The sequence below is a fragment of the Avibacterium avium genome (genome assembly GCF_900454535.1).
GTDB lineage: Bacteria > Pseudomonadota > Gammaproteobacteria > Enterobacterales > Pasteurellaceae > Avibacterium > Avibacterium avium.
Map to the genome: position 1 here is coordinate 1,294,352 of NZ_UGSP01000001.1, position 15,390 is coordinate 1,309,741.

Below are 15,390 nucleotides of genomic sequence, written 5' to 3' on the forward strand. Positions count from 1 at the left end.
AGGAAAGTTGAATGAAATTTTATCAAAGTAAGAGCAAGTTAGCCTTAATGCTTGGCGCTTTATTTTTATCTAGTCAGCTAAGTTTGGCCGTTGCGCCGACACTGAAAAGTGCTGATATTGTATTGCCCTCATACGATGAAAACCATCAGTTAGCGACTAAGCGTGTAACGGCACGCTTAACCAATTCTCACTATCAAAAATTTCAACTGGATAATGAATTTTCGCAAAAAATCTTTGATCGTTATCTAAGAAGTTTAGATTATTCTCGGAATACTTTTTTGGCTTCAGATGTTGCACAAATGCGCGAAAAGTATGCAAGTAAAATTGATGAAGAGCTTAATGAAGGCAAGTTGGATATTGCTTTTGATATGTATGATGAAATGATGAAAAGACGTTATGAACGTTATAAATATGCACTTTCATTATTAGATAAAGAGCCGAATTTAAGCCAAGATGATCAAATTGAGATTGACCGTGAAAAAGCGCCTTGGCCTAAAACTGAAGCAGAACTCAATAAGTTGTGGGAACAGCGCGTTAAAAACGATGTGATCGGTTTGAAGTTAAAAGATAAAAAATGGCCAGAAATTAAAAAAACGTTAATTAAGCGTTATAACTTAGCTATTCGCCGCTTAACTCAAACTAAAGCAGAAGATGTGACTCAGGCTTATCTTAATGCACTTGCGCGTGAAATTGATCCGCATACCAGCTATCTTGCGCCAAGAACTGCGAAAAGTTTCAATGAGAGTATGAACCTTTCCTTAGAAGGGATTGGGGCGACATTACAATCAGAAGAAACTGGTGAAACGGTGGTTAAGTCTTTGGTAAAAGGCGCGCCAGCAGATCGCAGTAAACGCATTAAAGCGGGAGATAAAATCGTTGGTGTTGGTCAAGCGAAAGGCCCAATTGTTGATGTGGTCGGTTGGCGTTTAGATGACGTTATTGACAAGATCAAAGGCAAAAAAGGCACAAAAGTGCGGTTAGAAATTGAGCCAGAAAAAGGCGGTAAAAATCGTATTGTTACCTTAATTCGAGATCGTGTTCGCTTAGAAGATCAGGCGGCTAAACTCACCGTAGAAAAAGTGGACGGCAAACAAATTGCAGTGATCAAAATTCCTAGCTTTTACATTGGCTTAACAGATGATGTAAGAAAACTCTTGAAAGAAATGGAAAGCAAAAAAGCACAGGGGTTGATTATTGATTTGCGTGAAAATGGCGGTGGCGCATTAGGCGAGGCTGTTGAGCTAAGTGGCTTATTTATTAGTGATGGCCCTGTTGTTCAAGTACGCGATGCCTATCAGCGCATTCGTATCCACGAAGATCCTGATATGGAACAAGTTTATAAAGGCCCATTATTGGTGATGATTGACCGATTCAGTGCTTCTGCTTCTGAAATTTTTGCCGCAGCGGTTCAGGATTACAATCGAGGAATTGTGATTGGGCAAAATAGCTTTGGTAAAGGTACGGTTCAGCGTAGTAATTCACTGAATTTTGTGTACGATCTCAGTGATAATCCGCTTGGCTTGATTCAATATACCATTCAGAAGTTTTATCGTATCAATGGCGGAAGCACTCAGTTAAAAGGAGTTAAGCCAGATATTACTTTTCCTTCTTTAATTGATATGAAAGAATATGGTGAAGAAAAAGAAGACAATGCCTTACCTTGGGATAAAATTCCCCCTGCAAGTTATTCAGAGCAAGGAAAAGCAAGAGAAGCAGTTGCCAAACTAGAACCTGCACATATTGCTAGAATGGCGAAAGATCCTGAGTTCATCGTATTAAATGAGAATCTGAAAACCCTTGAAGAGCGCCGTGAGCGTAAATTCTTATCATTGAATTATGAAAAGCGAAAAGCAGAAAATGATAAAGATGATGCTAAACGGTTAAAAGATCTCAATGAACGCTTTAAACGTGAAGGCAAAAAGCCAATCAAAAATTTAGATGATTTGCCGAAAGATTACGAAGCACCTGATTTTGCTTTGAAAGAAGCGGAGCATATGGCTGCTGATCTTGTTTCTTTCTATGCTGAAAAGGCAAATGGTGATGCGGCAAAAAGGGTAGAAAAACCGTAAAAAATTTTACCGCACTTTGATGTCATTAAGCATAAAAGTGCGGTTATATTATTGTTAGGATTGAATTTTATTGCCTAATATTCAGCGTGGTATGATTGCCACATAAGTTTAGCTAATTACAATAATAAACTTTCAATTTAAGGACTCAAATATGTTAAAAACGACTTCATTTAAGTTAGCCAAAGTAGCAACTTTATTGACGTCTTATGCTTATGTTGGAACGGTGCTTGCGGCACAAACACAAGCAGCGCCAGTGGTTTCTGCAACGCCAATGACACAATCCAATGTCGTTAAAAAGGTGAAATTAACCAATGAACAATTGCTTCTTGAAAAACAAGCCATTGCGGATAAATTAGTTGCTGAGCGTAAAGCAGAAGATGAGCGTCTTAACGCTGAGCAGCAAGAGCGTTCTGAACAACGTTTGACAGATATTATTGGCACACAGCCGTTACAGTTTAAGTCTGCCGTAGCGAAAATTTATACCCAAAATGATTATGTTTTATTATGGGAAGATAAAAAGGCAGAAAAGCAGTTTTTGCGTGATTATGCAGCATTAGTGGCAAGTGGTGTTTCACGTCAATCAGCACAGAATTTAGATCGTATTTATAAAAGTGAGAACCAAGATCCTTTGGTGCGTGATATTTTATTAACAGATGCGTTTTTAGATTATCTTTTTTATAGTAAAAACGCCTTAAATTCTGCACAACGTTGGCTTTATAGCTCAAATGCTTATAAAGCAAATGAACCAAAAGAGCAGGATATTCAAGCGTGGCTAAGTGCGGTGAAAAATAATCAAAATTCTGCTTTTATTAGCCAACTTTCTGGCAAAAACCATCTATATCGTCAAACCTTACATCAATTAGAAGCGTTAATAGTATCAGGTAATGCTGATCGGAAGCAGATTTATAAATTAGCCATTAATACACAGCGATTGAGAATTTTGCCTGAATTTACTAATGGTATTTTCGTAAATATCCCAAGTTATCAGCTTAATTATTATCGCGATGGCAAGGTGGTGTTAAATTCGCGTGTTATTGTTGGAAAACAAGCGCGTAAAACCCCTGTAATGTATAGTAAATTAAGTAATGTTGTGGTGAACCCACCTTGGACACCGACAACACGTTTAATTAATGAAGATTTAGTGCCGAAAATTAAACGTGATCCAGGCTATGTTGCACGTCATGGTTATACCATTACCGATGGTTCAGGACGCACGATTGATCCACATTCCATTAACTGGGCAGCGATTGGAAGTAAATTCCCTTATCGTATCCGTCAAGCGCCAGGGGATAGTGCATTAGGGAATTATAAATTTAATATGCCAAGTAGTGATGCAATTTATTTGCACGATACACCAAACCACAGCTTATTTGGCAAAAAAGATCGTGCGTTAAGTTCTGGTTGTATTCGTGTACAACAATCTGATCAGTTAGCGACAATTTTATTGAAAGAGGCAGGTTGGTCAGAAGACAGAAAACGTAAAGTATTAAGTAGTAAGAAAACGACTTCAGCCAATATTCGTTCAAGTAATCCAGTTTATTTATATTATGTAACGGCTTGGATTGATGGCGGTAAAACTTATACGTTGCCTGATATTTATGGCTATGATTCCATGCCGAATCTTAGCTATATAAACTGGAATGCAGTAAGAAAATATATTATGTAAGGGGAATTTCATCTTTTGACTAAATTTTATTGAACTAATTCAATATTATTTAGTCAGAATAAAAGATGATAAATTTAAAGTAAGTAATGTGTATGACTGGAATTGATAAAAATCGTAGAAAATGGCTATCTTTAGGTGGAATTGCCTTAGGGGTTTCATTTTTACCTAATACTGTATTAGCCGCACTTTCAACGCCAAAGCCAGGTCTTTTGCGTTTTAGAAATATTAACACTGGCGATACATTTAGTGGCGAATTTAACATTGCACGCGGATTTTCGGCCAGCAACTTAAAGAAGTTGGATTATTTATTACGCGATAAACGTAATAATAAAGTGCATAAAATGGATCCAAGACTTTTCCATAAATTTTATCAAATTCAAAAAAATTTAGGTTTACGCAATACTGAAATTCAAATTATCTGTGGTTACCGCTCCCCGACAAGCAATGCGGCAATGCATCGTAAAAGTCGTGGTGTAGCGAGTAACAGCTACCATATGCGTGGTCAAGCCATTGATTTCCGTATTGATGGCGTACCCCTTGCTAGAGTAAAACGTGCTGCTGAAAGTTTAAATAACGGTGGTGTGGGTTATTATCCAAGAAGTAATTTTATTCATATTGATACAGGCCCAGTGCGTACTTGGCGTGGTAGCTAATCATTATTCTAATCATCATAAAACCGCAAGTGATTGCGGTTTTATTGTTTTAAATAGCATATATAAAAGGAAATAAAATGAATATTGAAATTATCCCTGTTACCCCTTTTCAACAAAATTGCTCATTAATTTGGGATAATGAGAAAAATGCAGCAATTATTGATCCGGGTGGTGAAGCAGAGAAATTAATTAAGCGCATTGAAGAGCTAGGCTTAAATTTAAAGTTAATTTTACTTACCCACGGACATTTGGATCATATTGGGGCAGCGGAAAAATTAAAGCATCATTTTGGTGTTGAGATTTTGGGCGCACAGGAAGCTGATAAATATTGGTTTGAAGGGCTTCCACAGCAGGCAGAACGCTTTGGATTGCTATTTGAATTAAGCGCATTTTTGCCTGATCGTTGGCTTAATGAAGGTGATGTCATTGAAGTGGGGGATTTTACCTTTGATGTGTTACATCTTCCAGGACATAGCCCAGGCCATATTGGTTTTATTGAAAAGACTAAAAATGTAGCCTTTACTGGTGATGTATTGTTCAAAAATTCAGTAGGAAGAACAGATTTACCGGGTGGCGATCATCAAACATTATTAGATACGATTAAACAGAAATTATATCCACTTCCCGATGAAATGGTGATTATTCCAGGACACGGTGCTTATACTACCATTGGCCAGGAAAAGAAAAGCAATCCTTTCTTAGCGAATTTATAAAGGAAAATAAAAACGAGCTGGTGAAGTATTCCAGCTCGTTTTTAGTTAAAAAATCACGGAAAATAGACCGCACTTATTTTCTTTATTCCCCTGTATTTGGAAACATAAACGGATTTAAACCACTGCGCGCAAGGCCTTTTTCTTCCATTTCAATATCAAGATAAATGCTTGCCAGATCATCGGCAATGGCTTCCACATAAGGATCTTTTTCTTGATACATCATTTTCAGATAACTATGGCAATCGCCGCAGCTTTCTGCTTTCACTGGCGCAGATTCACTGTCGATTGACCAATAATCCAATTTCCCTGTGTGATTGCAGTTGGTGCATTTGCTACGCACCACATTCCATTCACTTTCGCAAAGAGAGCAATGCACATAACGCAAACCCTGTTCTGAGCCAAAATGTACCACGCTCGCTGTTGGCGGCGCATTACATACTGGGCAAAGATGAAGGTGTTCACCGCTTTCCATTTTACTATTTTGCGGTAATTGTTGAGCAAGCTGAATCCAATAAAGGGAAAGTGCTGCCCAAATAAATAAGGCTTTGTCGCTGCTGACTTCAGAAAATTGTTGCGCAAGCAATTTGTCGGCAAGTTGTTCAAGCTCGCTGTCAGAAGCTTTTTCTAAATTCTCAATAGTGGCTTGTACACTTTCATTGCCGTTATTTTTCATTTTATTGAGTAAGGTGCGCAGCAAATCTCGCCATTGGGGATCGCGCTGCCATTTTGTGATGTCAAGGGGAACGCTAGTTTCCGTGCTGATTTCAATTTCTTGCGTAACAGGCTGTTCATTCAGTAGCGCAAGCTGACAATCAACAATATTGGCAGCGAAATTAAGGTAATCCGCCATTGGGTGATTTTGCGCTAAAGAACGCAGGCGTTCGGCACGGCGTTGGTAAAGATTTTTCGGGTTGGAAAATAAAAGAATCGGGTGATGAAAAGAGCTGGCAGCTTGTACAATTTCATCTTTTGGTAGGATTTTTATACTCATAATTTTTCATTAACGTTCGTCAATAAAGAAAGTGCGGTGTAAATTTGCAAAATTTTGCAAAAAATCACCGCACTTTGCCATTGTTAATTATTTAGCGTGCTTTTCTTTCGCTTTTTCTGCGGCTTCTTTTTCAAGTTCAGGCAGAATGTCTTCACGGAACCAGCGTGGGTGATGTTTTTTCGCCCAGCGTACCGTTACCCAACCTTCAACCATTCCACGAATAGAACCTTTCACCCAGAATGCCATATACATATGTACCATAATACCAGTAAAGAGCATAAAGGCACTAGCTGAGTGCAGCAAAATGGCAATGCGGATAACAGGAATTGGGAAATTATGGGAGAAATATTGTCGCCACATAATAATTCCTGTTGTTAGTAGGGTAACCATTGCAAGGATTAAGGTCCAGAATAGCATTTTTTGCCCTAAATTATATTTTCCGTTGTCTGAAACGGCGTGTTCGTTGCCTTTTAAGACTTCTTTAATATTTTTTAGCCATACCCAGTCATTTTTTTCAGGAATGTTGTAAGGCCAGTAAATCAAGCAAAGATTGATAAAGGCAATAAACATTATGATTCCAGTGAATGGGTGGATAAAACGGGCAATTCTTGGGTTACCTAAGATTTCCGTTAGCCAAGCAAAATCAGGGAAGAAGAATGCAAGCCCTGATAACCCTGTGGTGAAGAAACAGATTACAAGTAACCAGTGACTTAAACGCGCAGGCAATTTGTGGCGAACAACTCGTTGATCGTTGCTGATCTTAACTTTACTCATTTTCGCCTCCTTTATGTGCTTGTTCATCTTCTGGCACGACTTCTTCGTGTTCTTCTAGATCTTCCGTATTTGGCCCAACTGCAAGATAGTGCGCAATTTCAGAAAGCACTAAGCCTCCCATTGCCACTGCTGCAACTGGTTTCAATACGTCTTTCCATAATTTCACGGTAACGTCAATTTGTGGATCTTTCGGTAAGCCTGAGTAAAGCTCTGGCTTATCAGCGTGATGCAACACATACATAACGTGTGTACCACCCACACCTTCTGGATCATAAAGCCCAGCATTTTCATAACCGCGGGATTTCAAATCAGCAATACGGGTTTCTGCATAATGTTTCATTTCTTCTTTTGTACCGAAATGAATTGCGCCTGTTGGACAGGTTTTCACACAAGCTGGTTCTTGACCCACGGTAACGCGATCAACACAAAGCGTACATTTGTACACACGGTTATCTTCAGGGTTCATTCTTGGAATGTTGAATGGACAACCTGCGATACAGTAACCACAACCGATACATTTGTCTGATTGGAAATCAACGATGCCGTTTGCATATTGAATAATCGCACCCGGTGATGGGCAAGATTTTAAACAGCCCGGTTCACTACAGTGCATACAGCCATCTTTACGGATCAGCCATTCTAGACGGTCATTTTCTTCAACTTCATTGAATTTCATCACCGTCCAAGCTTTGGCATTGAGATCAATCGGGTTATCGTATGAGCCGATACATTTTTCCGGCTCGGCACGAATATCATTCCATTCTGAACAAGCCACTTGGCAGGCTTTACAGCCGATACAAGTGGTAACGTCAATCAGTTTTGCCACTTCAAGCTGATGATCTCGCGCTTGCGGTGGTGGTGTTAATCCCGATGTTGCAGAGGCTTTAATAATATCTTGCGATTGAATAGTTCCCATATTATGCCCCCACTTTCTCAATATTTACCAACATACATTTTGATTCCGGTGTTTGTGTATTTGCATCACCTGCACGAATGGTGAGGTTATTGGCAAAGAAACCTTGTTTACCAATACCGCCAAAGCCCCAGTGAATTGGGATACCTACGGTATGCACGGCTTTGCCATCGGCAGTGAGTGGGCGGATACGTTTGGTTACCACAGCTACGGCTTTAATATAACCACGTTTTGAGGTAACTTTGACATAATCACCATTATTGATGCCTTTCTCTTTTGCAAGTGCTTCGCCAATTTCAACAAATTGTTCTGGCTGGGCAATTACATTGAGTAACACATTTTTCGTCCAGAAGTGGAAATGTTCTGTTAGACGATAGGTTGTACCCACATAAGGGAATTCTTCCGAAGTGCCAATGTCTGCTTTATCGCTTTCCAAAATACGCGCCACAGGGTTGGATACGACATTTGGATGCAGTGGGTTTGTGCCAATTGGTGTTTCAATTGGTTCGTAATGTTCTGGGAACGGGCCGTCAGCCATACGTTCACGCACAAATAAACCACTTACCCCTTCAGGTTGCATAATAAATGGTAGGGTAGGACTATTTGGCGGCGCTGTACCGAAGTCTGCCACGTCCACATAGTTCCAGTTTTTGCCATTCCATTTGATCAACTGGCGTTTTGGATTCCAAGGTTTACCAGATAAATCCGCACTTGCACGGTTGTAAATAATACGGCGGTTCATCGGCCACGCAAAGCCCCAACCTAAGGTGTTACCTAAGTTAGACGGATCTGCGTTATCGCGATTCGCCATTTGGTTACCTTTTTGTGTCCATTGACCAGTATAAATCCAGCACGCACCAGATGTGCTACCATCAGCACGCATTTGTGCGAAACTTGAAAGTAGCTCACCTTTTTTCAAGATCACGTTGCCGTTGGCATCAAGGAGATCTTGTAAGGCATAGCCGTTCATTTCTTTCGCCACTTCTTCTGCTTTTGGCTCGAGCGGATTATCATAGTTCCAGCTCATCGCTTCAAGGCTATCCAGTGATACGCCACCTTCTTTGTGATAAAGCTCGATTAATGCAGCTCTTAATTCAGAAAGAATTTCACCATCGCTTTTCGCTTCAAATGGGGCATCAACAGCTTTCCAGTGCCATTGTAACCAACGACCAGAGTTAGCGATTGAACCGTGTTCTTCCACGAAACAAGTGGTTGGTAAGCGGAATACTTCGGTTTGAATTTCTTCTGTTTTCACATCATTAAATTCACCGTAGTTTTTCCAGAATTCCGAGGTATCCGTAATTAACGGATCCATAATCACCAAGTATTTCAAATTACTTAAGGCTTTGATGATTTTGCCTGAATTTGGATAAGAGGCAACAGGGTTCATTCCTTGGCAGAAATAACCATTTACGCGACCTTGATACATTTCATCAATGTAGCGCATTTGATCCATACCGCCTTTCGGCAATTTCGGTAAATAATGGTAGCCGAATTCATTTTCAGCAGTAGCTTTTTCACCAAAGAAGGTTTTCAGCATACTTACCATAAATTTCGGCGTATTTTGCCAGTAGTTCACCTGATCTTTCATCATTGTTTTTGGCGTAATACGGTTTAGGAAGTTTTCTAAACTGGTATCCGCTTCGGTTGGCAATGGAATATAGCCAGGCAACATATGTGGGAATAAACCTAAATCCGTAATCCCTTGTACATTTGAGTGTCCACGCAACGCATTCACACCACCGCCAGAAACCCCGATATTACCGAGTAATAGCTGGATCATCGCCATCGTACGAATATTTTGTGAACCCACAGTATGTTGAGTCCAACCTAATGCGTACATAAAGGTTGCAGCTTTATCAGGTGCAGAGGTTTTGGCAATTTCTTCACAGAATTGTAAGAAACTTTTTTGTGGTGTACCCGTGATACGTTCTACCATTTCAGGGGTATAACGAGAAACGTGATCTTTTAACAGATTAATCACGCAACGAGGGTGTTGTAAGGTTAGATCACGAATAGGCTGACCTTCCGCATCAAACTGATAACGCCAAGTTGAACGATCATATTTGCGAGTTTCAGGATCATAGCCTGAGAACAAGCCATCTTCAAACTTGAAGTTCTCATCAACGAGGAATGCCGCATTCGTATAATGTCTAACATATTCGTGTTGGATTTGATCTTTTTCTAATAAATAACGAATAACGCCAGATAAAAATGCAATATCTGTCCCAGAACGTAATGGCATATAAATATCTGCAACTGAAGCTGTACGGTTAAAGCGTGGATCAACCACCATTAACTTCGCACCATTTTGTTTTTTCGCTTCAATCGCCCAACGGAACCCAACAGGGTGAGCTTCCGCAGCGTTACCGCCCATTACGATTACTAAATCAGAGTTTTTAATATCAACCCAGTGGTTGGTCATCGCACCGCGACCAAATGATGGAGCAAGACTTGCTACCGTTGGTCCGTGTCAGATACTCGCTTGGTTGTCGGTATAAATCATACCGAGTGAGCGCACAAATTTTTGCGTTAAGATACCGGTTTCATTACTACAAGCAGAGCCTGCTAAGAAACCTGATGTCATCCAACGATTAACAGGCGTGCCATTTTCATTGTTTAACACAAAGTTGGCATCACGGTCTGCTTTCATATGTTTTGCGATACGCTCAATGGCTTCTTCCCAAGAAATACGTTTCCATTCTGTTGAACCTGGCTCACGCACTTCAGGATATTTCACACGGCGTGGGCTATTTACATAATCTAATGCCCCTGCCCCTTTCGGACAAAGCGCCCCACGGCTTACTGGATGATCGGGGTCCCCTTCAATGTGATAAAGTTTACCCACGCTATTTTTTGCGCCATCACCTAAGCTGTATAACAACATACCACAGCCTACGGCACAATAGGTGCAGGTATTACGGGTTTCTTTACCGCGTAATAACTTGTATTCGCGAGGAGCTGCTAAAGCTGTTGCTGGAGCAAAGCCCAACATCGCCGCAGACGTCCCTGCCATACCACCTGCACAGATCTTAAAGAATTTTCTTCTTGTGACCTGCATAGAGATACTCCTTAACCAACAAAATTGTTGTGTTATTGTGTAGTAGTAGAATTTTTCGATATTCGTTTGGGTACTGAATTTGCTTAAATTTATATTTTGTACATCAATGAAATTCAGTACTGTATAGTTTATTGCAAATTGTATTACAATTAGCAAAATACATACAATGCTAAGGATACGCCTTTTTACGGGCAAAATCCATAAATAATCTTGATTAAGAAGGGGAAAGGCTTGAGCTGGATCACAAAATCGCCAATTATTTTTTTCAAAAAATTAACAAATAGCCAACAAAAGGGAAACGATTTTTTGCTCGAAGAACGAGAAGATAATCTCGCCGTAGAAAACCCCGTAGCCCTAGTTTATAACGGCATTAGCCACACCGTAATGATGTGTTCGCCACAAGATTTGGAAGATTTTGCCCTTGGTTTTTCTTTAACCGAAGGCATTATTGAAAAGCCTGCGGACATTTATGGTATTGATGTAGAAGAAACCTGTAATGGCATTGAAGTGCAGATAGAAATTGCCACACGTTGTTTTGTCGCACTCAAAGAACGCCGCCGCACTTTAGCAGGAAGAACAGGCTGCGGCATTTGTGGCACAGAACAGCTTGATCAAATCCACAAAAACTTGCCCATTTTGCACCGCACTTATGTTTTGGATATTTCTCTTCTTGACGATTGCCCGAAAAAATTACATTCAGCCCAACAGCTTGGACAACAAACAGGCTCAACTCACGCCGCCGCCTTTTTTGATTTGCAAGGAAACTTGATTGCTATCCGAGAAGATGTAGGCCGCCACGTTGCCTTGGATAAACTCTTAGGCTGGTACGCCAAACAACCGAAGCAACAAGGCTTTGTGCTAATTTCTAGCCGAGCGAGCTATGAAATGGTACAGAAAGTCGTAAGCACTGGCATTGAATGTCTAGTCGCCATCTCCGCTGCGACCGCCCTTGCAGTGCAACAAGCCAAACAAAGCCAACTTACCTTAATTGGCTTCGCTAGAGAGGGCAGAGCAACGGTTTACACTGGAAAAGAGCGGTTGAATTTTGCTAAGGATTTGTAGTTACCCATCAATTATTTTCCATTATAAGGAGGAATTATGTTGAAATTGATTTTGTTTATGTTTTCTCCATTTATAGCTATTTATGTATGGTTTGTATTTGACGCAATAGGCTGGGTAAATGTTGGCATCGCATTTTCTTTGGCGATTGCTTTTGGCCTGATTAGCATAATTAGAGAGAATAAAACAAAAACGCTTAGTGCAGAAGAACAGCGTTATAATGAATATATCGAGAGCCTAAATAAAGAAATTCAGCGCCCGATTATTCAAGCCCGTTTAGCTAAGTTAGAAAATAAAGCAAATGAAGTTGAAAATGTAATTAAAGGAAAAGCAACCTTTACCGATAAAGATGGTAATAGTAAAGATTTAGACATAAACATTCATATAAAAATGTAATAGCTAATAAAATCTAATTAGATAAATCTATGTATTGCCATTGATGTCGAATGGTGGGACATAGAGGGCAGTAATGGGATTTTTTATTCTGTTGTTGGTTTAAAAAATGATGAAATATTTACAGTGATAATACTACACCGAAAGAGGGTGATGAATTATGTCTTAGCTAGATCAATGACAAGGAAAAGTGTTGGAAAGCAAATATCAATAGTAGAATCTTATCAGGTTGCTGTTTCAGATAATGATCCGAATAAAGTATAGGGCTTGTTTTGTGGTTTTGCCCGCTCAATTTCTGTATTAGTTAAAGGCTTGATAATACGCGCCATATCTAGTATCTCCGTAATTTTAGTAACTATGAAAGAGCGATTAGTAACTATATTCCGCTCGTGGTTACTATTATAGTTACTAAAAACTGCGATTTAAGTCAATTGACTACGATTAGTTTCGATAGGTAAAACAAGCTAAATCCTTGAAATTACAGGCATTAAAAAAGCCTTTCGAGCGGTTACGAAAGGCTTAGTTAAGTGTTTTGGTGCTCTGAGCGAGACTTGAACTCGCACGTCCTATGGACACTACCCCCTCAAGATAGCGTGTCTACCAATTCCACCATCAGAGCAAAATTCGGTTTAAATTATTGTGGGATATCTGAGTTTTGTTTTTCTTCTACTTTTGGTTGCTGTTCTTGAATTTTTTCAGCAACTTGTGAAAGATTATCAAATTTCCCTGTTTCAACGTTATTTCTGTGAGAATTAATATTCGCAATAGCAATACTTACAACGAAGAAAACAATCGCTAAAATAGCGGTGGTTTTAGTTAAAAAATTACCTGCACCACTTGCACCAAATACTGTACCCGATGCACCGCCACCGAATGATGCGCCTGCATTTGCACCTTTACCTTGTTGGATTAAAATGAAACCAATAAGGACAACGGAAACCACTAAGTAGATAATTAACAGTGCTTGATACATTATTTCTTCTCTTGTTCTTGAATAGCAAATTTAACGCGCGAATATTAGCGAATATTACAAGGACACGCAAGGGATTTTCAGCAAAAAATGGTTAGTTGTTTTAATTGTAAGCAAATTTTTCTGTTTTGCTGAAAAGTGCAGCAAAAAATTTACGATTTTTTTACCGCACTTTTGCGTTTGTTGCCTTTGTTGGCAGTCTTGGTGGCCATTTGTCTTGAAAGTACCCCGAGCTGTCGTAATGCATCAAAATTGGTATAACTGAGCATTGCAGGCAGGGATTGCACCAATTCGTGCATAAATTGATGATAACTCAGCGCTTTTTGGCTAATGCTGTTGAGCTGTGCTTCCCAGTGGGCGGTCATATCTGGTAGCGTGGCGATGTCAGGCAGGGCTTGAATTAAAATTCGTCCTGTTTCGGTGCTATGAATATGACGCCCTTTTTTATAAACAAAACCACGCTTAAATAGCAGTTCAATAATGCTGGCACGCGTGGCTTCTGTGCCTAAACCATCGGTTTCGCGTAAGATTTTTTTCAACGCTTTATCTTGTACGAAACGCGCAATCCCAGTCATAGCGGAAAGCAATGTCGCATCTGAAAAGGGCTTTGGCGGTTGCGTTTTTTTACTCAGAATTTCGCCTTTTTCACAGAATAATTCTTGCCCTTTTTCCACTTCAGGCAGCAAGGGTTCAGCGTTATTTTGTTCATCATTTTCTTTGCCCCAAAGTTCTTTCCAGCCAGCCACTTGTAAATTGCTCGCTGCCGCGACAAATTTTCCCCCTGAAATATTTAAGGTGATTTTACAACGGCGGTATTCCGCATCTGCGCAGAATTGGGCGAGATATTGACGCGCGATAAGCTGATAAATATTGCGTTCCATTTGCGTCAGATTGACAGGCCGATTTTTTGCCGTTGGAATAATCGCGTGGTGCGCTTCCACCTTTTTATCATTCCAGCAACGGTTTCGCTGTTCAGGATTGATAATAGTCGGTAACGGCTGATAATCGGGCGCGTGAATGGAAATGGCATTCATCACCTTATGGCGTTCAGCGAAATGTTCTTCGGGCAAATAACGGCAATCGGAACGTGGATAAGTAATTAAGCGGTGCGTTTCATATAAGCGCTGGCAAGTATCCAGCACTTCTTGCGCTGAAAGCCCGTAGCGTTTTGCCGCATCAATTTGCAAGGCGGAAAGGGAATAAGGCAAAGGCGCAGTTTCTTTTTCGCGTTTGTCTTGATAATCCGTTACCGTTGCAGGCTGGCCTGTAATGCGCTTTACCACATTTTCCGCTAAGGCGCGGGAAAGCACACGGCCGTCTTCATCTTGATAATCTTCGCACGCTTTACTTGGCTGCCAAAGTGCGGTGAATTTTTGCGGAATCTCTTCCTTGGTTTGCACAAAAGCCTGTACTTCAAAATAATCTTTCGGTTGGAAATTTTCAATTTCTAAATCACGGCGAACGATTAAGCCCAGCACAGGCGTTTGCACTCGTCCTACCGAAAGCACGCCACGATAGCCCACATTCTGTCCACGCTTAGTGTAAGAACGCGTCATATTGATGCCATACAGCCAATCCGCTCTGGCGCGCGCAAGCGCTGAGGTGGCAAGAGGGATAAAGTTTTGATTCGATTGTAATTTTTTTACCGCTTTTTGTACCGCACTTGGGTTTAAATCGCTAATTAAGCAGCGTTGAATTTGTGCTTTTTTCTCAGCAGAAAGATTGGCGTAGCTAAACACTTCGTCCACCAACAATTGCCCTTCACGATCTGGGTCGCCGGCATTGATAAGTAGATCTGCTTGATGAATCAGCTTTATTACCGTATCTAGCTGTTTTTTCACTGATTTTTTTGGGATAAGCAGCCATTTTTGCGGCACGATAGGCAAATCTTCCACACGCCAAGTTTTGAATTTGGGATCGTAAGCGTCAGGTTCGGCTTGTTCTAACAGATGACCAACGCACCAAGTAACACAATCATTTTCACCACAGCGAATAAAACCATCACCGCGCTGATGAGGTTTGGGCAACACATCAGCAATGGCTCGGGCAAGGCTAGGTTTCTCGGCTATAAATAATCGCATAGGGGACAACATCAATCATCTAAAACAAAGTTCGGCATTCTAACACA

The 15,390-nt window shown here is 40.4% G+C and carries 12 protein-coding genes and 1 tRNA gene; 6 read left to right on the forward strand and 7 right to left on the reverse strand.

The window, feature by feature from the left end:
• Positions 1-11 precede the first annotated feature (11 nt).
• The 4 genes from prc (at position 12) to DYC50_RS06405 (ending at position 5,101) form a co-directional block, all read left to right on the forward strand.
• Positions 12-2,069, forward strand: a complete 2,058-nt coding sequence (gene prc / locus DYC50_RS06390) for a carboxy terminal-processing peptidase (RefSeq protein ID WP_115249474.1) — start codon at positions 12-14, stop codon at positions 2,067-2,069.
• A gap of 151 nt (positions 2,070-2,220) precedes the next feature.
• A complete protein-coding gene (locus DYC50_RS06395) occupies positions 2,221-3,735 on the forward strand; it encodes a L,D-transpeptidase family protein (RefSeq protein ID WP_115249475.1) in 1,515 nt (504 codons plus the stop codon).
• Between the two features lie 92 nt (positions 3,736-3,827).
• Complete coding sequence (gene mepK, locus DYC50_RS06400; protein ID WP_115249476.1) at positions 3,828-4,388, forward strand: peptidoglycan L,D-endopeptidase MepK; 561 nt, start codon at positions 3,828-3,830, stop codon at positions 4,386-4,388.
• A gap of 77 nt (positions 4,389-4,465) precedes the next feature.
• Positions 4,466-5,101 carry an MBL fold metallo-hydrolase gene (locus DYC50_RS06405; protein WP_115249477.1) on the forward strand — a complete coding sequence of 212 codons (636 nt, stop codon included), beginning with the start codon at positions 4,466-4,468 and terminating at the stop codon, positions 5,099-5,101.
• 82 nt (positions 5,102-5,183) lie between these two features.
• Here the strand turns inward: DYC50_RS06405 and fdhE are convergent, their stop codons facing one another.
• From fdhE to fdnG, 4 genes are all read right to left on the reverse strand, one after another.
• Complete coding sequence (fdhE, locus tag DYC50_RS06410; protein WP_115249478.1) at positions 5,184-6,092, reverse strand: formate dehydrogenase accessory protein FdhE; 909 nt, start codon at positions 6,090-6,092, stop codon at positions 5,184-5,186.
• Between the two features lie 87 nt (positions 6,093-6,179).
• Positions 6,180-6,866, reverse strand: a complete 687-nt coding sequence (locus DYC50_RS06415) for a formate dehydrogenase subunit gamma (RefSeq protein ID WP_103855323.1) — start codon at positions 6,864-6,866, stop codon at positions 6,180-6,182.
• A complete protein-coding gene (gene fdxH, locus DYC50_RS06420) occupies positions 6,859-7,782 on the reverse strand; it encodes a formate dehydrogenase subunit beta (RefSeq protein ID WP_103853121.1) in 924 nt (307 codons plus the stop codon). The genes DYC50_RS06415 and fdxH overlap by 8 nt, the downstream gene beginning before the upstream one ends.
• A 1-nt stretch (position 7,783) precedes the next feature.
• The gene (gene fdnG, locus DYC50_RS06425) at positions 7,784-10,840 is read right to left on the reverse strand and encodes a formate dehydrogenase-N subunit alpha (protein WP_147284854.1); all 3,057 of its coding nucleotides are present in this window, start codon (positions 10,838-10,840) and stop codon (positions 7,784-7,786) included.
• A gap of 231 nt (positions 10,841-11,071) precedes the next feature.
• Between fdnG and fdhD the strand changes: the two genes are divergently transcribed.
• Positions 11,072-11,902 (forward strand): formate dehydrogenase accessory sulfurtransferase FdhD, encoded by an 831-nt coding sequence (fdhD, locus tag DYC50_RS06435; RefSeq protein ID WP_115249480.1) that lies wholly within the window; start codon positions 11,072-11,074, stop codon positions 11,900-11,902.
• A 36-nt stretch (positions 11,903-11,938) separates the two neighbouring features.
• On the forward strand, positions 11,939-12,295 hold the full coding sequence (locus tag DYC50_RS06440; RefSeq protein ID WP_115249481.1) for a 6TM ABC transporter family protein: 357 nt from the start codon (positions 11,939-11,941) through the stop codon (positions 12,293-12,295).
• 530 nt (positions 12,296-12,825) lie between these two features.
• Here DYC50_RS06440 and DYC50_RS06445 read toward each other — a convergent pair.
• From DYC50_RS06445 to DYC50_RS06455, 3 genes are all read right to left on the reverse strand, one after another.
• Positions 12,826-12,911, reverse strand: a tRNA-Leu gene (locus DYC50_RS06445).
• Positions 12,912-12,926: 15 nt separating this feature from the next.
• Entirely contained in the window at positions 12,927-13,265 is a 339-nt protein-coding gene (secG, locus tag DYC50_RS06450) for a preprotein translocase subunit SecG (protein ID WP_115249482.1), read from the reverse strand.
• A 149-nt stretch (positions 13,266-13,414) separates the two neighbouring features.
• Entirely contained in the window at positions 13,415-15,343 is a 1,929-nt protein-coding gene (locus DYC50_RS06455) for a DNA topoisomerase III (RefSeq protein WP_115250173.1), read from the reverse strand.
• Positions 15,344-15,390 lie beyond the last annotated feature (47 nt).